Annotated in this window: 22 protein-coding genes; 13 read left to right on the forward strand and 9 right to left on the reverse strand. The window is 30.7% G+C overall.

Features of this window, described 5'->3' with window-relative positions; translation table 11 throughout:
* Window positions 1–38 precede the first annotated feature (38 nt).
* Together CLU82_RS17725 and CLU82_RS20775 are read right to left on the reverse strand one after the other, a co-directional pair.
* Window positions 39–1391 carry a M28 family metallopeptidase gene (locus tag CLU82_RS17725; protein ID WP_100844352.1) on the reverse strand — a complete coding sequence of 451 codons (1353 nt, stop codon included), beginning with the start codon at window positions 1389–1391 and terminating at the stop codon, window positions 39–41.
* A 128-nt stretch (window positions 1392–1519) separates the two neighbouring features.
* Window positions 1520–1693, reverse strand: a complete 174-nt coding sequence (locus CLU82_RS20775) for a hypothetical protein (protein WP_157813396.1) — start codon at window positions 1691–1693, stop codon at window positions 1520–1522.
* 116 nt (window positions 1694–1809) lie between these two features.
* Between CLU82_RS20775 and CLU82_RS17735 the strand changes: the two genes are divergently transcribed.
* Both CLU82_RS17735 and CLU82_RS17740 read left to right on the forward strand, forming a co-directional pair.
* Complete coding sequence (locus CLU82_RS17735) at window positions 1810–2127, forward strand: roadblock/LC7 domain-containing protein (protein ID WP_100844354.1); 318 nt, start codon at window positions 1810–1812, stop codon at window positions 2125–2127.
* A gap of 19 nt (window positions 2128–2146) precedes the next feature.
* Window positions 2147–2521 carry a hypothetical protein gene (locus tag CLU82_RS17740; RefSeq protein ID WP_100844355.1) on the forward strand — a complete coding sequence of 125 codons (375 nt, stop codon included), beginning with the start codon at window positions 2147–2149 and terminating at the stop codon, window positions 2519–2521.
* Between the two features lie 436 nt (window positions 2522–2957).
* On the opposite strand, the gene CLU82_RS17745 is transcribed toward CLU82_RS17740, so the two are convergent.
* Window positions 2958–4214, reverse strand: coding sequence for an MFS transporter (locus CLU82_RS17745; RefSeq protein ID WP_100844356.1), 1257 nt, complete (start codon window positions 4212–4214; stop codon window positions 2958–2960).
* 699 nt (window positions 4215–4913) lie between these two features.
* Between CLU82_RS17745 and CLU82_RS17750 the strand changes: the two genes are divergently transcribed.
* Both CLU82_RS17750 and CLU82_RS17755 read left to right on the forward strand, forming a co-directional pair.
* Window positions 4914–5255: a DUF2853 family protein gene (locus CLU82_RS17750; RefSeq protein ID WP_100844357.1), complete on the forward strand. Its 342-nt coding sequence runs from the start codon at window positions 4914–4916 to the stop codon at window positions 5253–5255.
* A 140-nt stretch (window positions 5256–5395) separates the two neighbouring features.
* Window positions 5396–6250: a S1 RNA-binding domain-containing protein gene (locus CLU82_RS17755; RefSeq protein ID WP_100844358.1), complete on the forward strand. Its 855-nt coding sequence runs from the start codon at window positions 5396–5398 to the stop codon at window positions 6248–6250.
* Between the two features lie 68 nt (window positions 6251–6318).
* On the opposite strand, the gene CLU82_RS17760 is transcribed toward CLU82_RS17755, so the two are convergent.
* Together CLU82_RS17760 and CLU82_RS17765 are read right to left on the reverse strand one after the other, a co-directional pair.
* Window positions 6319–7149 carry a hypothetical protein gene (locus CLU82_RS17760; protein WP_100844359.1) on the reverse strand — a complete coding sequence of 277 codons (831 nt, stop codon included), beginning with the start codon at window positions 7147–7149 and terminating at the stop codon, window positions 6319–6321.
* 987 nt (window positions 7150–8136) lie between these two features.
* Entirely contained in the window at window positions 8137–8991 is an 855-nt protein-coding gene (locus CLU82_RS17765) for a DUF3943 domain-containing protein (RefSeq protein ID WP_198520237.1), read from the reverse strand.
* A gap of 454 nt (window positions 8992–9445) precedes the next feature.
* Here CLU82_RS17765 and CLU82_RS17770 point away from each other — a divergent pair, with 454 nt between their 5' ends.
* The 8 genes from CLU82_RS17770 (at window position 9446) to CLU82_RS17805 (ending at window position 17235) form a co-directional block, all read left to right on the forward strand.
* A complete protein-coding gene (locus tag CLU82_RS17770; RefSeq protein WP_100844360.1) occupies window positions 9446–10057 on the forward strand; it encodes a TetR/AcrR family transcriptional regulator in 612 nt (203 codons plus the stop codon).
* A gap of 89 nt (window positions 10058–10146) precedes the next feature.
* Window positions 10147–10971: an SDR family NAD(P)-dependent oxidoreductase gene (locus CLU82_RS17775; protein ID WP_100844361.1), complete on the forward strand. Its 825-nt coding sequence runs from the start codon at window positions 10147–10149 to the stop codon at window positions 10969–10971.
* Window positions 10972–11004: 33 nt separating this feature from the next.
* Window positions 11005–12258, forward strand: coding sequence for a TolC family protein (locus CLU82_RS17780; protein ID WP_100844362.1), 1254 nt, complete (start codon window positions 11005–11007; stop codon window positions 12256–12258).
* A gap of 100 nt (window positions 12259–12358) precedes the next feature.
* The gene (locus CLU82_RS17785; RefSeq protein ID WP_100844363.1) at window positions 12359–13258 is read left to right on the forward strand and encodes an HlyD family secretion protein; all 900 of its coding nucleotides are present in this window, start codon (window positions 12359–12361) and stop codon (window positions 13256–13258) included.
* On the forward strand, window positions 13258–14184 hold the full coding sequence (locus CLU82_RS17790) for an ABC transporter ATP-binding protein (protein WP_100844364.1): 927 nt from the start codon (window positions 13258–13260) through the stop codon (window positions 14182–14184). Before CLU82_RS17785 ends, CLU82_RS17790 begins: the two co-directional genes overlap by 1 nt.
* Window positions 14181–14918, forward strand: coding sequence for an ABC transporter ATP-binding protein (locus CLU82_RS17795; protein WP_100844365.1), 738 nt, complete (start codon window positions 14181–14183; stop codon window positions 14916–14918). Before CLU82_RS17790 ends, CLU82_RS17795 begins: the two co-directional genes overlap by 4 nt.
* Window positions 14919–15007: 89 nt before the next feature.
* Window positions 15008–16114 (forward strand): ABC transporter permease, encoded by a 1107-nt coding sequence (locus CLU82_RS17800; RefSeq protein WP_100844366.1) that lies wholly within the window; start codon window positions 15008–15010, stop codon window positions 16112–16114.
* Window positions 16114–17235: an ABC transporter permease gene (locus CLU82_RS17805; RefSeq protein ID WP_198520238.1), complete on the forward strand. Its 1122-nt coding sequence runs from the start codon at window positions 16114–16116 to the stop codon at window positions 17233–17235. The genes CLU82_RS17800 and CLU82_RS17805 overlap by 1 nt, the downstream gene beginning before the upstream one ends.
* Before the next feature lie 243 nt (window positions 17236–17478).
* Here the strand turns inward: CLU82_RS17805 and CLU82_RS17810 are convergent, their stop codons facing one another.
* From CLU82_RS17810 to CLU82_RS17825, 4 genes are all read right to left on the reverse strand, one after another.
* The gene (locus CLU82_RS17810; RefSeq protein WP_100844367.1) at window positions 17479–18093 is read right to left on the reverse strand and encodes a DapH/DapD/GlmU-related protein; all 615 of its coding nucleotides are present in this window, start codon (window positions 18091–18093) and stop codon (window positions 17479–17481) included.
* A 312-nt stretch (window positions 18094–18405) separates the two neighbouring features.
* Entirely contained in the window at window positions 18406–18966 is a 561-nt protein-coding gene (locus tag CLU82_RS17815) for a hypothetical protein (protein ID WP_157813397.1), read from the reverse strand.
* Window positions 18967–19139: 173 nt separating this feature from the next.
* Window positions 19140–20000 (reverse strand): hypothetical protein, encoded by an 861-nt coding sequence (locus tag CLU82_RS17820; RefSeq protein ID WP_157813398.1) that lies wholly within the window; start codon window positions 19998–20000, stop codon window positions 19140–19142.
* A gap of 586 nt (window positions 20001–20586) precedes the next feature.
* On the reverse strand, window positions 20587–20763 hold the full coding sequence (locus CLU82_RS17825; protein WP_100844370.1) for a histone H1: 177 nt from the start codon (window positions 20761–20763) through the stop codon (window positions 20587–20589).
* A 487-nt stretch (window positions 20764–21250) separates the two neighbouring features.
* Between CLU82_RS17825 and CLU82_RS17830 the strand changes: the two genes are divergently transcribed.
* Window positions 21251–22840: a peroxidase, FMP-type gene (locus CLU82_RS17830; protein WP_100844371.1), complete on the forward strand. Its 1590-nt coding sequence runs from the start codon at window positions 21251–21253 to the stop codon at window positions 22838–22840.
* Window positions 22841–22951 lie beyond the last annotated feature (111 nt).

Below are 22951 nucleotides of genomic sequence, written 5' to 3' on the forward strand. Positions count from 1 at the left end.
AAAAAAGCGCCTGAGTTGGCGCTTCTTGCATTTTATATTTATCGAATTGGCTTTGGGAAAACAGCCAAACTTGGGTGCCCTAATTTATCGATTGCTTGAACTGCAAAAAAATAATTGTCTTTAGAGTAGGGTATTTGAGCCTGAGTATCTGTAACGAAAATGGCTTTTTGCCATTGTGATTCAGACGTACTTCTAATTAAAATTTGGTAGCCAAAAGGAGTTTTTCCTTCAGGAGCATTCCAAACCAGTTTAGAAAAATTTGTTAACTCTTTGACTTCAATACCTACATTTTTAGGCACTTTAGGTGACCAGGCCAAATTAGCTAAACTGGCTAAATTTGAGGCAGTTGTTTTTCTTAAATAATCGAAATCCATAAATTCAGGTAAATCACCATATTTTATACCATTTTCAGTTCTTAAATCTTGGTGTTGATGATCATAGTTTTCGTTCATTTCACACATACGTATTGCGGTAAATCCATTTTGACTAAATGGAGTGTGGTCTCCTCCACGCAAAAATCGATCGTTTCTGTATACTAATTCTACTTCTAGTTGAGGAACATATTGTTCCGTAGTAGTTTTTATATAGCGAGCTAATTGTCTTGAAGGACTATCATTATCACTATTTGTTGCTTTACGCATTTTAGCTTCATCTTCAGTTTCTAAATAAGGAATAGTTTCACTAAACACACGAACTTTTGTGTTATCACTCAACCGTGTACCATTTGATAAACTATTACCTATCATGTCATTATTAAACATAGCTAAAATATTCCATTGTTCTGTTTTGGCAGTGTCAGCGAGATGTTTTGCGCCATATAGTCCTTGTTCTTCACCAGTTACGGCAACAAATACAATAGTACAAGGGTAAGAACGTTTGCTGATAATCTTAGCAAGTTCCATCATAGCGGCTACTCCAGATCCGTCATCATTTGCTCCTGGAGCATCTGCCGTAATATTCATAACATCAGAAACACGAGAATCTAAATGTCCGCTAACGATTAGTATTCTGTTATCTTGTGGATCGTTTCCTTTTAATGTTGCCATTACATTTCCTAACTGACTGTCAACTGTTATTCTTTTTCCATCCGCTTTTACAGTGAAATAATCAATTTTTGACGTAAGTCGTCCATTTGATTCTAATGCATACTTGTCAAATTCTGATTTTATCCAAGCTTGAGCTGCACCTATACCGCGAGTTTTACTTTTGGTGTCACTTAAAGTATGTCTGGTGCCAAAAGAAACAAGTTTTTTAACGGTATTTTCTAAGTTTGTAGCTTTAATTTCAGTGACCATCTTGTTTATTTCAGGATCATTTAAAACGGTTTGAGAAGATAGAATAGAAGAAAAAAGGGTTAAAGGGATTAAGTAAATAATAGTTTTTAGTTTCATTTTTTATTATTTTGATGCTTTTTGGTTTTGAGCCAACTTTTCTAGAAGTTTATACTTCTAAATTAGATGATACTATTTTTTATTATAGTTTTTTAAAGTATTAACTTAATTTAATGGTTTCGATATTACTATTTATTTAAAAATTTTGAAAAGAAACCTTTTGATTTTGGCTTTTCATTATCAGTTGTTATTGCTGCTTTTTCTACTTCGTTTTGGATATTAGAAACTCGTAGTGTTCTAAAATTTTCTAGTTTTTTATTTAATTCATGTTTTAACAATTCGGTTTCTCTAGTGTTTTTCATATACATATTTTTTTTATAAAAATACTTTTTTTTTGTGATTTTTTTTTGTTTTTGTAATAAAAAAAAACTTAATTTTATGAAAAATATATGTATTTTTATACAAAACAATAATTTAAATGGATTTAAATCAATTAGAAAAAACAGGCTTAGAAGCTGCTTTAGTGTTTGATAAAAATGGTGATGTTGTTGATTCTTTAAATATAGAGAATTCTATAAATATAGCTGCAATGTCCAATGTTATTTTTACAATGTGTAAAGAGATGTTGGAAGATATGAAATTTAATGATTTGAAACAAATCGTACTAAAAACGGATTCAGGGTTATTAGTTGGAAATAAATTAAGTGATGATTTATTTTTAATTACAACTACGAATGATATTTCTAAATTAGGATTGCTTCTTAAAGTAATAGATAATTTAGTTCTTAAATTGTAACCTATTTAATATATATACTATGTCAGACTTTTTAAAACAATTCGGAGAAAATTTAAAAGAGAATATGCCTGGTTTTATTGCTGTTGCAATTGCTGAAATCAAGAGCGGGATTTCTTATTATTCATTAACAACCGTAGATTCTTTTGATCCAGAATTAGCATCAGCTTTTAATTTGGAAGTTGTAAAATCAAAAATGAATGTTATTGCCTCTTTGGGATTAAAAGAGAAAATAGATGACATTATTTTTACTCTTACTACGCAAATTCATATTGTGGATGTTTCAGATAATGGAGAGTATTTAATTTATTTGGCGGTAGATTCTTCAAAAGGGAATATTGGTATGACTAAGGCGATGCTTAATCGCTATAAAAAAGATATTGATAATAAAATTTAATTTATTATGCTGTAATAATACATTAAAAAGAAAGTTGATTTAAAATAAATAAATCATATTCTAATCGTCATTAAATAATAAAACATTTTAATTTAGAGAATATTTAATTCTCTATTAAGAGAAGACCTTAAGCATTTATGTTTAAGGTTTTTTTTTTTTAATATTTTGAATTGTGATGTTAGTAAGTATTTTGAATTGAAATACTCATATTTATTTAAAATTAAAGATTTCAATATTGCTGTAAAAGGAAATTATTAAAAATGGTATTGGGGTATCTAAATGAACAAATGTAATATTGAGGGCAAAAAAAAACACTTATAAAAAATATAAGTGTTAAATACTATTATGGATTATGTTGGACTAAGCTAAAAGGAATTAATTTTCAGCTTCAAATTTTATATTAAAGAATAATAGAAACTATTAAAGTTGCGAAAAATTAGGAAGCCTCTTTTTGAGAAAAAAGAGATTTTTTAATTTTGAGTTCAATGTTTTCTCTTTCTTCCTTTAGCATTATTGATAACCAATAGCATAAAACTAAAGCGGTAGAGCCAAGTGTCCCCATAAAAATCCAGTTTGCTTGATAGGAGTAAGCTTGAATGATTCCCATACTCGTTTTTGCACTTAAGATATGAGCAAAACTATAGCTCATTGTGAATACTGCTATATATCTTCCTTTTAGATCCATGTGTACTCTGCTCATTGCAAATGAATTAGCAAAAGGAAAGGTTAGCATAACACCGATAGACATTAAGCATACCATGACAATCAAAATACCATTCCAATCACTAACAAGCATTAGTAATAAGCTTATAGACATACAAAGAATTCCTAAAGAAATTATCTTAATTCTGTCTATGTTTTTCTCTTCAATATATCTTACTAGCGGAAGTTCAAAAAGAATTATAATTAAACCGCTTAAACTCAGTAATAAACCAGTTTCAAATTCAGTAAAATTAAATTGCTCTTTATGGTATAAAGGAAGTGTTGTAAACATTTGAAAAAATAAAATACCTGTTATCATTGTAATAAGCAAATGCAATAAAAAGGGTTTGTCATTAAGAATAATTTTATTTGAATTAATATCGCTTTTTATTTTCTTAAGTTTAAAAGGTAACTTTTTTTCTTTTACCAGTATGCTAAAAATTAAAATGGCAAGTATACAGGTTAAGCCATCAACCCAGAATAATCCACTATAGCCAACTTTCATAATTATTAATCCGCCTAAAACTGGTCCTATTAGAAAACCAGAGTTTATAGCAATCCTAGTTAATGTTAATGCACGTGTTCTAGTTTCTTTATTTCCATAAGTGTCTAAGGCTAATAGCATTGCTGGTCGATACATGTCGGCAATTGAAGTTAGAATTAAGATTCCAACACAAAGGCTTACAAATGAGGTCAAAAATTGTAAAACAATAAAAACGATACCGCTCATGAATAAACTAAAAATCATCACTTTGTAAAATCCTATTTTATCTGAAATTTTACCACTTAAATAAGAGCCAATTATAGAGCCAACTCCAAAGAAAACCATTATCCATCCAATTTGATTGTAAGAAAAGGATAGGTCATCCTTCATGTATTTGGAAAGAAAAGGGATTACCATAGTTCCTGCACGATTGAGGAAAGTAATAAAAGTAAGAATCCAAATTTCTCTGCTAAATCCTTTAAAATTAGATAAGTAGTTTTTAACCATGTTTTTTTTTTTAATTATTATATAGATTTGGGTTTGGGAGCAAAAGTGATTATTAAAAATATTACGTTATTTAATGATTTTTTTTTCACAACTATAAAATCTATTTTAATTTTCTAAAACAAATTTTAAGAAAATAAATATCGCGAATATTTTAGAATTATTATCAAAGTAATTAGACTATTTTTTTGTGAGGTCATAGATTTTTGTGCTTTTTTATAATTCGTAAACATACTAATTTGAATAATTAAATACTTACAAATTTTATCAAAAATTTAGGACATACTATTTTTATAACATTTTTATAAGTAGAAGTAAGTAAATATACTCAAATGGTAATTACATCTTAGATTTTAACAAAATATTGAAAAAATAAGTGTCCTTTTATTTTGGATGGATAAAAAAGATATTTAAAGGTTTAATAAATAATAAAGATTGAAAAGTATTTTTAATTAATATGGGGGTACTGTATCTGTATCAATATTGAATAATAATACAATTTTATTGTAGTATTTTATGGGAGTTGTATAATTGTAGTAATTAGACTTAAATGTTACGTAAGAACAATTCTCTATATAAATTTTTTAGTTAAACAAGGTAACAATAATTTTATGAAAAAATAATGAATAAAAATCGCACACATAAATAATAAATCACTAAATTTGAGTAAGTTATAAAGCTAACAAACTTAATTTTAATGTTATGAGCGCAAAAGATGTATTGATTGTAAAGTATGCAGCCGACTTGAAAGAAAAATGCGGTATTAATCCAGATATGGAGCTATTGACTAAGGTAACAATAGGTTGTGGTCCCTCGATATACAATCCGGATTCTTCCATTATAGCAGGTACACAACAATCAGAAATAGTTACGGTAAAGAAAAATTTTTTGATTAAGAAATTAGGTTTAGCTGACGGTCCAGCTCTTAAGGCGGGAATTGATGCTGTATTAGAACAATATGGAAAATCCAATAAAAATAAATATCGTGCAGTGGTTTACTATTTGCTAACTCTTCATTTTGAAAGAGAAAGTGCTTACAATTAAATTCAAGAATATTGTTTAGAAAAGCGTCTTTATGAGACGCTTTTTTTTTATTAAAAATGTTTTATAAATCACGTTTTCAAAGTTCGTATCTTTGCCTTTTATAAAATAGTTCGTCAAAAGCGAAATAGAATCTCAAGATAATGATTGAAATAGGAAAATACAATACACTTACTATATTACGTGATACCAAAGTTGGTTTGTTTTTGGGGAATCCAGAAAAAGATCCAGAAGGAATACACGATATACTTTTGCCTAATAAATATGTACCCAATGAATTTGAAATAGGTGAGGAGCTTATTATTTTTGCTTATTTGGATCATGAACAACGGCCAGTTGCAACTACTTTAGAGCCTTATATTTTTCTGAATGAGTTTGCTCTTTTGCGAGTGAATTACATTAATCAAATAGGGGCTTTTATGGATTGGGGAATGGAAAAGGATATTTTGGTACCTTTCAAAGAGCAAGCCCGTCCTATGGAAAAAGGAAAACGTTATTTGGTGCATTTGTTTTTGGATGAAAAAACAAATCGCTTGGTAGCTTCGAGTAAATTAAATCAATTTTTGAATAACGATCACCTAACTGTTGAAAAAGGTGAGGAAGTAGACTTAATTGTGTCACACATTACGGAATTAGGCATAAATGTTATCATTAATGAAAAACATAAAGGATTGTTGTACAAAGATGAAGTATATGATGATGCTATTCGAACAGGTGACCGTTTACGGGGATTTATAAAAAATATTAGACCTGATAATAAAATTGATGTAGCCTTGCAAATTCAAGGTTATCAAAGTATAGAGCCCAATGCTGAAAAAATTATGGACGAATTAAGGGCCAGTAGAGGTTTTTTGCGTTTAACAGACAATTCGCATCCAGAAGACATTAAGACAGTACTGAAGATGAGTAAAAAAAACTTTAAAAAAGCAATTGGAGCTCTTTATAAAGAAAAATTGATTGAGATAAAGGAAGATGGAATTTACCTAGTTAAGGAATAAAAAAAAGGCTAATCACTGTGATTAGCCTTTTTTAATAAAATTATTTTTTAGAATAAGTTTGTTAATTACTATTTTACGCTTTCAGATTTTAATATAATTTCTTTAATCACATCATCAAGTTCTTCGCTTGAAATAATTATATTATCCAAAAAAAATAATTTTTCTTCTTCTGTTGTATTGGTGTTTTTCAAAAGGTCTGCAATAGCCAGTAAGCGAGATAATGGAGCTCTAACTACGTGCGATTGTATCCAAGTTATTTCTTTTAATAAATTGTTTTGTTTTTCTATTTTTTTTGCATGAAGAATACTTTCTTTGAAACTATCGTCTAATCCATTAAACAGTTTTGGTATTAAAATGCAGATTAAGAAACTAAGAAAAATTAAGTTAGAGAAAACAGCAAAAAGTTCATTTGATTTAAAGTTCTTATCTGGAATTGTTATAAAATCAAAGGAATACAGAAGAATATAAATAATCGAAATATTTAGATTTAAAAGTGCTGGTGTGTATTTGTTTTTAAAAGAATACACAAAAACTGATAAAAAACAGGAAGCGAGTAAATAAAGAGAACTATTGATGCCAACATAGTAGAGCAGGAAGAAGCTTAGAATGTAGGTGTTGGCAATGAATAATAGTTTTCGGTATTCTATTTTTATCCCTTTTTTGAACCCCACCATTATAATGATTAAAACACATAATATGTCAATGAAAGTCATTAGATAATGACCAGAATCAACCGCCCATATAATAGAAGGTATTAGTGCGATAAGGCTTAATGGTATGATAAAAATGATAATATTAGAGAACATATCATCACGCCAATATTTCAAATCTTTATTTTGATTTAAAGAATTAAAAATAGTATTCTTTATACCCGAAGTATATTTTTCCCAAATTTCCATTTGTTTAGTGTATTAGGTTAATAACTAAAGGATAAGCAGGTAGGCCTTGAAAGTAAATGTAATGAAATTATACTAAAAATAGTAATAAACGAATTAAGCTTTTGTAAGATTATTTTTTGTAGCTGTTTTTTTTGCTTGGAGTCTGTTATTTTAATGATGGTCTAAATATAAGAGGATAAATAGCATCCAGAAAATAGAAAAGGATGCTAGTTAGAGTTTTGTGCGAAGAAAAGTTGATTGAGATAAAGGAAGGCGGTATTTATTGGATTAGCAAATAAAAAAAAAGAAAGACTAGTTATATATATACCTAGTCTTTCTCTTTTTATTTTTATTTATACCCTATAGGTTTAATTAAAAATAAAACTCTTTTGTACATTTTTAAAAGTATGTTTAACCACATTTAATACTATAGGCATATGTGTACCAGTATTTACAGCTCGTAAATCACTTTGTTAAATGGATTGTCTATAAATCAAAGCATTGTTGTAATTAGTAAAGGCTAAATTTTACATTACGACCATTGGTTAATCAATACATTGAAAGTTTACATTCTTTATACAATTTCTTGTTATGCCACAAAATTATTGTAATGTAAATCTTTTCCTGAACCTTTAGGTGTTACTTTTTATCAATTATAATTTTTAACAAACACTTTATTTATTGGCTTGTATTTTAAAATAGTTTTTGAAAAAATTATATAATTTAAAACCATAAAAATAAAAGCGACAATAATTTTAAATTCACTCAAAAAAATCATTTTTAAAGGTTAATAAATTAGTGAACAATCAGTGCTAATCTGAATTAATAACTAACAATAGTTTTACTATAAAGTATTGATTAGCAGTAAATAAAAGTAGTAATTATTTTTCCTTACGAATGTTAAATTCTAATTTATTTTTAAATTTTAACGATTTAATTTGCTTTTAAATTGTAATGAAAGAAATGATTTAATAAAAAGATTGTCAATGTATTAAAACTTCCAATTTATTAAAACTGTATATTTAAATTAAATCCCATAGCGCTTTTGTTGGTTCCTGGCCCATAACCGACCGGAGTCATATTCGTTTGAATTTTCACTTTTTCTTTATATCCGAAACTATCTAATAGAGTATTGAATGGATCCATAAGAAGTAAAGAAGTATATCCTAAGAATCTAGATTTTAAAACCCTGCGATCGTGTCTTAAAATAGTTTTTTTAGCATAAAAGAAACCTTCTCCAACAACAGATCCTAATACAGGTGTTATAATAAGATCTTGTTTGGATGGTATTTCTGCAAAAGCTTCAATTCCATATTCCCAGAAACAAGTGGACATGAATGCTGAATATAGAAAAGATTCAAAAATATTAAAACCACTACTTCTAGCTGTCATATAATAAACACCCCCAGAATATGGGTGTGTTATATAGTTAAGAACCCAGTCATCATCATCCCAAACTGGACCTGCTTTTACATTTTCCTTCCATTTCCATAAAACTCCCTTTTCTTTAATTTCATCTTTGTCCCAATTACTAACACTTTCTGGCATAACCCAAAGTACTCCAAAAGCAAGTGTAGCAGTTCCAGCATACATAGCACTTGCATATCCCAGTCTTCTCCAATCTCTTTTTGCAGGAGGGTAAGCAGTTCCATTTTTCAGCATTGCAGTACTGTCACCAATTGTAAGCATATTATAACTGTCTGCTTTTATTAGTTGAGCATCAGTGAAGGCAATTGAATTTGCAGTAAGAAATGTAGGTAGTGGGTTTTGGTTTATTGATGTTTCTTCTCCTCGTTGAGCAAAAATTACATTTTGAGAAAGTAAAAGTAGAATGGCGTATAAACCGTTTTTAAATGGATTCATTTTATGAATTGAATGCTGTTTGAAAGAAAACCAATTTATATTGGATTCAAAATTAAATATTTTTATAACTACTGAATTACAACTATTTTTAGATTGAAATTAGGATAGTTTTAAGACGGCGCAAATATAATTAATTAATTAAGAAAGGTAAGGATTTTTGCAGCTTAATCTCAAATTGTCAATTAAACGTAATTCATTAGTAAAGATGTTTATTCTCCTTTAATATTTTTCATGTGTTTTTTGTTAAATTCCAATAAGGTATTGCTGCCAGATTGTGTTTTATTAGGTGTGCTTTATATTAGAGTTAAGAAATTTTAACTGGCTTGAGACTATTTTTTTAAGTAAAATCTAAGGAGAGATGTGCATCCATTTTTGTTTTTAATCATTTGATTAAAATGTTTGATTAAATTAATTTTTTTTTTTTAATTTTAGAACTCAATTCAAAATAAATAAGATGCCCAAGATATCTAAAACAGAATCTGAATCTACCGAGGAGAAAATAAAAGAAGCAGCACGAAAGGTTTTCATGCGTAAAGGCTTTTCGGGGACTCGAACTAGAGATATTGCTGAAGAAGCTGGTATTAATCTGGCTCTGTTGAATTACTATTTTCGAAGCAAACAGAAGCTGTTTGATGAAATAATGCAGGAAAAATTTAAAAAACTATTTGGAGTTATAATACCGATTTTGAATGATGCTACTACATCCCTTGAAACAAAAATTGAATTGGTAGTTTCTGGTTATATTGATGTTCTTTCAGAAAGTGCCGACCTACCTATTTTTGTATTGAACGAACTCAGAAAGGAGAATACAAGTATCGTTCAGAATATTCCGTTCGATAAAGTCATTTTCCAATCCTCATTCATGAAACAGTTGAAAGAAAGGAGAAGTGATATAAATCCAGTTCACTTTCTGATAAGTATTTTAGGAATGACGGTTTTTCCATTTGTTGCTAAACCGATGATGTTATTTTCTGGTTTAGCAGATGAAGATTCATTTACTTTATTAATGAAAGAAAGAAAAGAATTAATTCCAATTTGGGTAAAAGCAATGTTAGAATCTACATAACAAGTTACAAGTAATCGAAAAATACTTTTAATGGCTTAAAAAAATATTTTATGAAGTAAGAACTTCAATGACTATAATAAATTAGAAAAATGAAAACAGCATTAATAACAGGAGGAACATCAGGCATTGGTTTATCAATTGCTAAAGAATTGATTTTATTAGACTTCAAAGTCTTGATCGTTGGAAAAAATCGTGAAAGAGGAAAAGCTGCTGAACAAGAACTCAATGCTAAACGTGCTCAATGCGCTCAATTTGTTGAGTTAGATTTGAGTAATATGAAAAACGTGAATCAATTTTCAGACCAATTTATGAAAGAGCATAAAAGTTTAGATGTCTTGGCAAACATTGCTGGTGTAATGCTACCCAAAAGACAAGAAACGGCTGAAGGTCTTGAAATGACATTTGCTGTTAATTATTTAAGCGGCTTGGTACTTTCAACCAAATTAGCTCCTTTATTAGAAAAAACAGAAGGTTCCAGAATTGTAAATGTAGGCGGTCCTGCATCACAAAATTTGAAACCAGTCCTTAATTTTGATGACTTGCAATCTGTTAAAAAATATAATGGTTTACTTATAGCCAATAAAACAGTTCATGCAAAATCGGTATTAACTCAATTACTTTCTGAGAAATATGCTAGTAAAAACATTGATGTCATCTCGTTTGCACCTGGTTTAATTCGATCTAATTTGGGAAACAATATGCCTTTGGTTATGCGAATATTATTTAAATTGATGTCACCAATGATGTCTGACACTTCTACAACTGGGGTTGAGGCTTGTTCTTCAAAAGAACTTCAAGGAGTAACAGGAATTCTTCTCGAAAAGAAAAAACAAACTCCTATAGCTTTTGAAAAAAATTACAAAGAAAAACTGTGGCTGTATAGTGAGGAACTTATCACTAAAATTATGAATTAATGAGTTTGAATGAATAATTAATAAATATGTAAAATGAAAAAAATAGTACTCACACTTTTATTTTTATTTCCCATTTCCTACACTTATTCACAATTAAAAATTGAATCTTGTCAGGAAAAAGCAAAGGCCAATTATCCGCTCATTAAGGAATACGACCTTATTTCAAAATCACTTGATTATACGCTTTCAAACGCCAATAAAGCTTGGCTTCCTCAATTAAGCGTTACTGGTATTGGTGGATATCTTATTAAAGGATTACCATCGGTATCATTGCCAGGCAGTGAACCAGCAGACAAAAAAGATTATATCTTTATAGGTATTGCACAAATCAATCAAAATATTTGGGATGGTGGCGCTACAAAAGCTCAAAAAAATATAGCCAAAGCAAGTGCCGAAGTTGATAAGGCGAGTACAGATGTAGCTTTTAATAGTATTAAAGAACGAGTAAATCAATTGTATTTTGGGATTTTGGTTGTTGATGAACAATTAAATCAATTAAAAATTCTGAACGAGAATCTAAATCGTAATCTGAACAGTGCAAAACTGTCAAAAGACAACGGTTTGGGATATCAATCGGATGTTGATGAAGTTAAATCCGAAATTTTATCCCTTGAACAAAAGAAAATCGAATTCAACTTTACCCGAAAGGGATATGTTGAAATGCTTTCCTATATGATAGGTGAACCCCTCAAAGAAGATGTTCAATTAGACAAACCAATAACAGTAGAAAATTATGCGTCATTAACCAATAATAGAGCCGAACTAAATTTATATGCCAATCAAATAAAACTAACAGAAGCTTCATCTTCTATGGACAAAGTTTCTCTTATGCCTAAAGTTGGTTTACTCGGTGCAGGTATCTTTATAAGTCCGGGAATGAGTTTGGGTACTTCCGAAGTTTCATCTTTGGCTGTAGCTGGATTAAGTATGTCATGGGATACTCATGGATTATACAAATCATCAAACAACAGGGAACTAGAGAAAATCCAAAAGGAACGAATCAATACTCAACAGGATTCTTTTTTGTTCACTAACAATCTTCAACTGCAACAAGCCTCAAACGAAATTGAAAAGCAAAAAGCAATCCTTATCAAAGATGACGAAATTGTGTTGCTAAAAGAGAAAATAACAAAAGCATACCAACTAAAAAAAGATAACGGCATGAGTCCAATGAACGATTTGATTACTGCTATAAATAAAGAAAGTGAGGCACGCAGTAACAAAGCATTACATAATGTACAATTACTTATGAGCTTATACAATTATAAAACAATAAAAGGAAATTGATTCTAATTGTTAATTGTTAATTATGAATTATAAATGATGGAATTCGGTTTTCGAACTTTTAAACCATTAAACAATATTAAACTTTTAAACTTCTTGAAATATGAAATATAAAATAATATCATTGGTAACCCTAACTTTCTTTTTGTTTTCGTGCAAAGACACAAAAAATGAGAATGATGCTTCAGGAACTTTTGAAGCCACAGAAGTAATCGTTTCAGCAGAAGCTAGCGGTCAGATTTTGGCACTAAATATTAATGAAGGTGATTTATTAAAAGAAGACCAACAAGTAGGTACTATTGACAGTACACAATTGCATTTGAATAAGACACAATTATCTCAAAATAAAAAGGCAATTCTATCAGGAAGACCTGATGTCAGTGTTCAAATTGCTTCTTTGCAAGAAGAACTCAAAAATGCAATAAGCGATAAAAAACGTATAGCCAATTTGGTAGCAGGAGACGTGGCTTCTAAAAAACAATTGGATGATGCCAATACTCGTATTACTGTTTTACAATCAAAAATAGATGCGCAAAAAAGTATGCTAAACACCACAACTTTATCTCTTAATGAACAAGGAAGTACTGTTAATGCTCAAATGGCGCAAATCAATGACCAATTAAAAAAATGTAACATCATTAATCCAATAAACGGCACAGTCCTGGTTAAATATTCTAATGCTTTTGAGATGACAATGGTAGGAAGACCGCTTTATAAAATTGCAGATGTGAAAAATATGATCTTGAGAGGGTATATAACTTCAAGTCAACTTTCACAAATTAAGCTAAATCAAAAAGTAAAGGTGTTTGTTGATTTTGGAAAAGAAGAGAAAAAAGAATATTCAGGAACAATTAGCTGGATATCTGACAAATCTGAATTCACTCCCAAAACCATTCAAACAAAAGATGAAAGAGCCAATTCGGTTTATGCGGTAAAAATTGCTGTTCCTAACGATGGTTATCTAAAAATTGGAATGTACGGTGAAATTAAAATAGCCCAGTAATGAGCGTAGTTTCAGTAAAGCATATTAATAAAAGTTATGCCAAGCAAAAAGCGCTGGATGATATTTCATTTGAGGTAGGTTCCGGCGAAATATTTGGCATCATTGGACCAGATGGAGCAGGAAAAACGACCTTGTTTCGTATTCTGACTACTCTTTTATTACCGGACAGTGGACAAGCTTCTGTAGTTGACTTAGATGTTGTAAAAGATTTTAAAGAAATACGTAATCATGTTGGATATATGCCTGGGCGATTCTCTTTATATCAGGACTTAACCGTAGAAGAGAATCTTACTTTTTTTGCAACTGTTTTTAATACCACTATTGAAGAAAATTACCATCTTATAAAAGATATTTACGAACAAATTGAACCTTTCAAAGACAGAAAAGCTGGTGCTTTATCAGGTGGAATGAAACAAAAATTGGCACTGAGTTGTGCTTTGATTCATAAACCATCAGTTTTGTTTCTGGATGAACCAACTACTGGAGTGGATCCCGTTTCCCGAAAAGAATTTTGGGATATGCTCAAAAGGCTGCAACAACAAGGAATTGCTATTTTGGTTTCTACGCCGTATATGGATGAAGCCACATTGTGCAACAGGATTGCCCTTATCACCGATGGGAAAATCTTAAAAATTGATTCTCCCAAAAATATAATTAAACAGTTTGATAAAATTTTATGGGCAGTTCAAAGTAGTAATATGCACACTCTTTTGTATGATGTTAGGTCGAATAAAAATGTACTCAGTTGTTTTGCGTTTGGAGAAAATCTTCACGTTACCATTGCAAATGAAGACTATTCGATGGATGAGTTAACACAGTTTCTAACAGAAAAAGGACATTCAGAAATCCATATTGAACCAATTGAAGCTACTATTGAAGATTGCTTTATGGATTTAGGCAATGATATTAAGACCACAGCCGTATGAAAGTAATTGAAGTAAATAATCTTGTAAAACGTTTTGGCGCATTCACTGCTGTCAATCAAATATCTCTTGAAGTAGAGCAAGGCGAAATATTTGGTTTTCTAGGAGCCAACGGAGCAGGTAAAACTACCGCAATGCGCATGTTATGTGGATTAAGCATACCGACCGAAGGCAGCGGAATTGTTGCAGGTTTTGATATCAAAAAAGAGCCTGAAATGATTAAGAAGAATATCGGTTATATGAGTCAGAAGTTTTCTTTGTACAACGATTTAAAAGTCTGGGAAAACATTCGATTGTTTGCCGGTATTTATGGAATGGATGAAAAAAGTATTGCTGACAAAACGGACAAATTATTGCACACTCTGAACTTTGAAAGTGAACGAAATACTTTGGTAAAAGATTTGCCATTGGGTTGGAAACAGAAATTAGCCTTTTCAGTATCGATATTTCATAATCCTAAAATTGTATTTCTGGATGAGCCAACAGGAGGAGTTGATCCTTTTACACGGCGACAGTTTTGGGAGCTTATTTATCAGGCTGCCGCCGATGGTATTACCGTTTTTGTGACAACACACTATATGGATGAAGCCGAATATTGCGACAGAGTTTCTATCATGGTTGATGGAAAAATTGAAGCTCTCGATACTCCCAAAAACCTCAAAAAACAGTTTGAAGCTGTAAGTATGGATGAAGTTTTCCAGAAATTGGCACGTAAAGCAACACGTCAAGCGGATTAAAAGAAGTTGATAGTTAATGGTTGATAGTTGAAAGTCCAAAGGGAAAAATTCGTAATTCAAAATTCGTAATTCAAAATTCGTAAATTAAAATGAAGCAGTTTATAACATTTGTAAGAAAGGAATTTTATCACATTTTTCGGGATGCACGAACGATGATGATTCTATTGTTGATGCCGATTATTCAAATTATTCTATTTGGATTTGCCATTACCACAGAAGTTAAAAATGCAAAAATTGCGATTTACGATCCTTCCAAAGATATTTCTACTCAACGAATTATTGAACGATTACAAGCCAGTGATTATTTTGAAGTAACCAGATATTTAAGCAGTTCTTCCGAATTGAACGAAGTTTTTAAGGATGGAAAAGTAGGTTTGGTTGTTGTATTCAGTGATAAATTTAATGAAACTCTGATGCATACAGGTAAGGCTCAAATACAATTACTTGCCGATGCTACTGACCCAAATACAGCAACAACTTTGACTAATTATGCATCGGCTATCATTGGTAGTTATCAGCGAGATTTAATGTCGCAAACCAATATACCTTTTCAAATTATACCAGAAACAAAATTACTATACAATCCACAGATGAAAGGCGCTTATAATTTTGTTCCTGGTGTATTAGGGATGATATTGATGTTAATTTGTGCCATGATGACTTCTATCTCCATTGTTAGAGAAAAAGAACTGGGAACAATGGAAATACTACTCGTTTCGCCAATGAAACCAATCTATATCATTTTAGCGAAAGCTGTACCTTATTTTTTTATTTCCTGTGTGAATCTGGCAACTGTGCTACTTTTATCTGTTTTTGTGTTGGGTGTGCCTATTGCAGGGAGTTTGTTTTGGTTAATTATTGTTTGTTTAATTTTTATAGTTGTTTCGCTCTCTTTGGGACTTTTGGTTTCGACCATAACTGATACCCAACTGGCTGCAATGTTAGTTTCTGGGGTGGTTTTTTTGATGCCGGTAATGTTGCTCTCGGGAATGATGTTCCCAACGGAAAACATGCCAATTGTATTGCAATGGATATCGAATATTATTCCAGCCAAATGGTTCATCATTATTGTAAAAGACATAATGATAAAAGGGGTTGGAATAGGTTCGGTTTGGAAAGAAGTTCTGATACTTTGTGCGATGGCATTGGTACTGATTATAGTTAGTTTGAAAAAATTTAAAATAAGACTGGAGTAATGATGCTGAAATTTTTATTAGAGAAGGAATTCAAACAGATTCTGAGAAATTCATTCCTGCCAAGAATGATAATAGGCTATCCTCTCATGGCTATTTTGGTATTTCCATTGGCAGCCAATTTTGAGGTAAAGAATATTAATCTTTGTGTTGTTGATAATGATCATAGTACGTATTCGAGACAATTGATTCAGAAGATTAGTTCGGGCGGGTATTTTAAATTGACCGAAGTTGCTACAGATTATAATCAGGGATTAAAAAGCATTGAAACCGATAAATCCGATATTGTTTTAGAGATACCATCACATTTTGAAAGAGACTTAGTGCGCAATCAAAATGCTAAATTGATGATTGCTGCCAATGCTGTTAACGGGACTAAAGGTGGTCTGGGGAGCGCTTATTTGTCAAGTGTTGTTGGAGATTTTTCGAATCAAGTTAGGAGTCAATGGATAAATCCTTCGCAAATGACATCTGGAAATAGTCCTATTATTGAGATTGTTCCTCAAAATAAATTCAACCCACATCTTAGTTATAGCATTTTTATGGTTCCTGCTTTGATGGTAATGATACTTACGATGTTATGCGGTTTCCTTCCTGCATTAAATATAGTTGGGGAAAAGGAAAGTGGTACTATGGAACAAATAAATGTAACACCAGTAACCAAAGGAATATTCATTTTAGCAAAATTAATACCTTATTGGATTATTGGGTTCATCGTGTTAACCATCAGTTTCGGAGTCGCCTATTTTGCTTATGGTTTAATACCTGCGGGAAATTTAGGAATCATTTATCTATTTGCAGCAATCTATATTTTGGGTGTTTCTGGTTTTGGATTAGTGATATCCAATTACTCCAATACCATGCAACAAGCTATGTTTGTGGTGTTCTTCTTTATGCTTATTTTGATATTACTTAGTGGATTGTTTACGCCAGTAGAAAGTATGCCCCAATGGGCTCAATTAATGACTACCATAAATCCATTAAAATACTTTATGCAGGTCATGCGTCTTGTTTACTTAAAAGGGAGCGGTATTTCGGAATTGGGCTCTCAACTCATCGCTCTTCTTAGTTTTGCTGTAGTTTTTAATACTCTGGCTATTTTGAGTTATAAGAAGAGTAATTGATGAGGTTTTTTATGAATGAAAGTTGACTAGTATTGACTAATTCTCTCAAAGTTAGGAATAACTTTATGATGGTTTATATAGGGGTTGCAGTTATCTGAAACCATTTATTTTTATAATTCAATTTTGAGTTTTTTCAAATTATTCTACTTTTTTTTCCATTATGCACAAATTTACCAAGTACAAAACCAGCAGCAAATTTAGCCAAATGCCTAAATCTTGTGTAATGGCTATTATAAGTAGTTTTTATTTTTCCTCTGCTATTTGTTCAACTAATTGAAGTCTTTTTACAATTGATTTTTTGGTTAAAATAGTTCCGGGAGACAAGACTGCATTGGCACCAATTTTTGAGTCATCACCAACGAGTGAACCAAACTTTTCAGAATTAGTTTCAATTACTTGAGAATTATAAAGAACTGAAATTTTCTTATGTTCTCTTTCGTTATAATGATTGGCAGATATTGACCCCGCTTCAAAATTGACGTTTCTACCAATAATGCTATTTCCTATGTAATTAAAATGGGCGATTGCTGTGTTTGAAAAAATAATGCTGTTTTTTATTTCACAACCGGGGCCAATTTTAACATTCCTATCTAAATAAATACCTTCTCTGAAATATGCATTAGCACCGATATGACAATTTTCTGAAATGATCGCAGGCTTTTTTATAGTGACTCCATTTTCGATAACAGCTGATTTATGAATTGCAACGTTATCTGTAATTAGATAATCTTCATTCAAGTTTGAGATTGCGCTTTCAATTATGCTTTTTAAATCATTTGTAATATTCCAAGGTTGCATATTTTCCATATTTTTAAATATTCTGGAAAAGTCTTTAATATAATCATCAATATTTATCATCTAAAAATTTATTTATGGATTCATAATTTTCTTACCACTTTTTTTGTCTCTGCGCTAAAATTGCCTATAATGTCAGTCTGTGAATAAACTCAAAAATACCCTCTGAGAATCGACTGTATGAGATTTTTCTCCGACAGGTCCGAATAGTTTCTTTTTTTTGATTTGTTTTCACAGCCTGACGTTCTGGCGCTACAAGAGGTTTGGGATTAAAGAGGCGAGTTTTTTCTATTAGGTACAAATTTTACAAGTACAAAACCATCTTTAAATTCCGCCAAATGCCCAAATATCTTGTAACGGTTGGCAGTAGTTTTTTTAGTTTTCAATTTTTACGATAATCTTTTTTTCAAAATTTCTATTATCAGAAGTGCTACAATTAAACGTAACTTCATAATCTTCAGACGTAAATACACTTTCGCTTTTAAATTCTTGACTAAATAAAATTACTTTATTAGCGCCTTCGCTAAGACCTTCATATATTTTTATTTGATTTTTTATTTCATCAATTTCAAATAAATTTTGATTTGCATTTATAATCAAATTTTTATATTTAAAAGGACGGTCAAATTTTAATGAATATGTGTCTTCTAATATATCATTATCAATAGATTGACCTCCTGAAAAGGCATAGCATTTTTCTGACAACCCTAAATCAAGACTTGCCATAGACTGGTATTTATATCCAATTATAAAAATTATATCATTTTTTAATACGTCTGTTTTTGTAAAATAATTATAATTTTTTTCATTATTTAGGTTACTACCTGTTGCTCCGCTAAATTCAATATCTGAAATGTAGTCATGCTCATTCAAACAACTTTGATTTACGACAATTAAAAAAAGATAAATTCCTATTATTTTAAGTATTTTTTTCACTTCTAATTTTTTTAAAATTACTGCCAACGTTCTGGCGCTACAAGAGGTTTGGGATTAAAGATGCGAGTTTTTTCCATTATGCACAAATTTTCCAAATACAAAACCATTTTTAAATTGAGCCAAATGCCCAAATCGCTTGTAACGGTTTGTTGGCAGTAGTTATTTTATTTCCATTATTCTGTTTTGTATGCATAATAGGTTGGATATTCTGTTTTTCGGACATTGGTAATTATATCAATGCAGTTTGTTTTAAAATTTTCTTCATATTCACTAACATTCATTTTTTCGCAACCGTCAATATTACTTTGACTAATTCCAAAAAACAAACGTCCCGTGACTAACACTTCACTAATACTATCTATTTTAAAAATTGTATTTTTTTCATCAGCTTTTACTATTCGTACTTTGGCAGTTGCTTCAGCTCTATATTCTGGAATATCAAAAGTAATAGTAAATAAACTATCAGTTTCTAAAATATTTGCCTCACTTGTTATTAAATTATTTAAGATTTGTTTTTTGCTAATTTGTATTGTGAATTCTTTTTCGGATTTAATTTTTACTTTTGCTTCTTGTCTTGGATTTGTATCTGCTAAAAATGAATATATTGTTATTACTCCAATTAATGAATTTAGCGCAAAATTATTATTCTTATTCTCCTTTTGTTCTTCATTTTTTTTATGAAAATAATGATAGGAAATTGGTAAAATTGATAAAGCAATTAGGTCTGTTAAATCTACAGTTCTATGGAAAGCAAAGTCTGTAATTTTTGAAATAAACTTGATGAATTGTTCAGAAATTTCAAGTTTCCAAAAAATAAATAAAACAAAAGTGAAAATATAAATTTCTTTGGTTTTGTTAGTAAAGAAAACTGAAATAAAATATGGAAAAATAAATAAACCCGCAAAATCGGATAATTTTCCCGTCATAAAATTATGAAACTCATATTTTAAATAAAAATCATTTAAGAGCAATAAGAACAAACTCAAAATAAAATAATTCGCTGTAAATAGATTTAAATTTATTTTAGTTTTCATTTATTATTGTGTTTTTCGTTATTCTGCGGGATAATTACTGCCAACTCGTATATATGCGCCATAAAATAGTATGTATACACTAATAATAGGCTAGCTTAACAAAGTTTTGTTTCGTTTTATTCTTAATTTCAAATATAGAAATATAAAATTACAAACCGCTACCCATTTTTTTTGCTTATTTCAGCCATTTTTGTGTTCTTCCCAGTAAAATAGGACTTTCGTAGAAAAACAATGCCCTGATACGAGCTTCCGTTGCCTACAAATTATCTTCCGCCCCCTACAAAAGATCTTCCGTCGCCTTCAAAAGGTCTTCCGTTGCCTACAAATTATCTTCCGTCGCCTTCAAAAGGTCTTCCGCTGCCTACAAATTATCTTCCGCCTCCTTCAAAAGATCTTCCGTCGCTTACAAATTATCTTCCGCCTCCTTCAAACATGCTTCCGTGTCCTGCAAATGAGCTTCGGATAACTTCAAAAGGGATATTCTCCTTTTTAGCATATATAAGCTATTCATTAAGTATCTTTTTTTTAGTACGTAATAGATAAAAAAAAAGCCCTTAAAAATTTTTAAGGGCTTTTTTGAAATAAATTATTTTTTAGATTCTTCAACAGAAACTTTTCTAAATTCTTTTAGAAGTTTCTCAATTTCTAAACTTGATTTACGAGCTCTTGCTCCCGCAGCTTTTACACCTTTTTCAACAAGTGATTCTGATTCAGTTTTAAATGTTTCAATTTCCGCATTAATTTTTGCAACTAAGTCTTTCATGATAATTTTATTTAAATTCAAGGTTACAAAAATAGAAGATTACTACACATAAGCAAATAATTTAGTGTCAAATCTTACGCGAAGGAGTGCTTTTCCAACCGAATGATGCTAACTGACGTACTAATCTGTTCACAATTAAGGCTAAACGGTTATGCTTGAAAATTACATTTTTGGTAAAAGCATTACGATATATGACTTGTATGTCATTTGTTAGCGATAAAATAGGATTTAAAAAGAGATCCTTTATACCCAAATATCGAGCTTTTATGACATTTTTTAATAATTCAGCCTATTATTCTGTCAACTTTGAATAGCCAATTATTGGATTTAATTCGCTTAGGAAAACTAACTGAACTACTATTTGATAATCTGAAAATTAGATATAAGCTTGAAAGAATAGGCTATTGATTTAATATAAGTGCCAATTAGCTTCCCAATATAAGTACAGCCTTAAATATACCAATTATTAACTTTAAAAAATGATATCATGTTAAAACGTAAAGACTCTTCAGATGAAATAAATTTACCTAATTCAGCCGCCAATTTGGTTGAAAAAGCAAAACAAATGTTATTTGGTGCCACTGAAGAAGAAGACAAAGGCATATTAGGAAATCTGATGGACAAATATTCAAAAGTCCAAATAGAAGATCCAATTAGACCTTTTTATGAGAATGACCTACCGAAAATAGCTAGCAATGTTGATTATGGTATTTTACAAGTATTAGAGGGTACTTGGGTTAGCTATAATAATGACAGTCAGAAAAAAATGATTGGAACTGGTATACATACTACCATTATGCCTTCTCCAGGTACAAATTCTGGAGGTATTCCTGGGAAATATAGTTTCGTATGTGAAGAGTATATAGAAAAATTGACTTTTGATCTAGTTCCAGGAGGAGTTCGCAATCGCGGTGGAGGTAATGAACAATTTTGTGGAGCTGTAAAATACGATCAAAGTATTAAGAGCGTAAACAGTGTAGAGGGTCAAACAGATCTAAAATACACTTCAATTCACGAGGAGAACGGTATGTATTTATGGCTTAGTGATGTATTTAATTATGCTGCTACTGAAAAATCTATTGAAGAAGACCGCGGTATACACGCTATATCACCAGATAACCCGAATAAAGATTTATATAAAAGCGGCTATCAGGATGAGACTCTTTTTCATGTTTTAAATGATGAGGGTAAAAAAGAATATGTAACTCTGGAAAATTTGAATGGACGACCATATTTGGATATTATTGCAGCCAAAGAACTTAAAAAAGGAGCAGGACAGACAGGCCCTTATTTTATACCAGATTATTCTATTTCCAGAAGCGGAGTAATTCCTCATGGAAGTACTATAACTTTATTAGGAGATTTGATTCCAAGTGCTCCAAAACCAGGAGATTCAGAACCAAAGCATTCCCCTTATTTAGTTGATGGTTCGCCACAATTTCCAGAAGGTGATGCAGCTTGGAAGTATGATCATCTTTCAATTTCGAGAACAATGGGAGGAGCTGGTGCAAACGAAACCAATAAAGCTATAAATCTTGATAAACCTGCACCTGCCTGGGTGCATGAAAAACTTGATGATGTAAATGATCCTGGAGAAAATAAAATCTATACACAAAGAATACTTGCTCATGATTTATATCCGTATTCGGTAAGACCAGATTTAAGACTTCGTGATTCCATCAAAGGAGAAAATATAAAAAATCACGTACTTATTCAGATGTCATCCAAAAATAAAACTGGGGCACAAGGAGGGATATTAAATGTTCCATTTGTAAATCGTTTTGTACCTACAGTCGAAATGAATATGCGAATGTGGATTGAAACAGTTGTAGAGGACGGAAGGGAAATTCTTCAGTTGCAATACGAACAAATTATATTTTTCGAATTTCATTTTGGAGATGACGGAGGTACTACGAGCTGGCCACACATACAGATTAATACACTCCGAAAAATAGAAGATGTTCCTGCCGATCAAAGAGCTTTGGCAGAAGAGCAATTCGGTATTAAAAAAACGGATGGAAGTTATAAACCTGAATCTTCTGCGGCAGCTTCAGGATGTCCTTACAACAAAGGATAAAATGTTTAAAAACTCCATAGTGTCTTTATATAAAGAGATACTGTGGAGTTTTTTGCATCTAAAGATTACAGTTTTTATAGATTTTAAAAGCATACTATTTATAAATACTAA

It is taken from the genome of Flavobacterium sp. 5 (assembly GCF_002813295.1).
In the GTDB taxonomy this organism is placed as follows: Bacteria; Bacteroidota; Bacteroidia; order Flavobacteriales; family Flavobacteriaceae; genus Flavobacterium.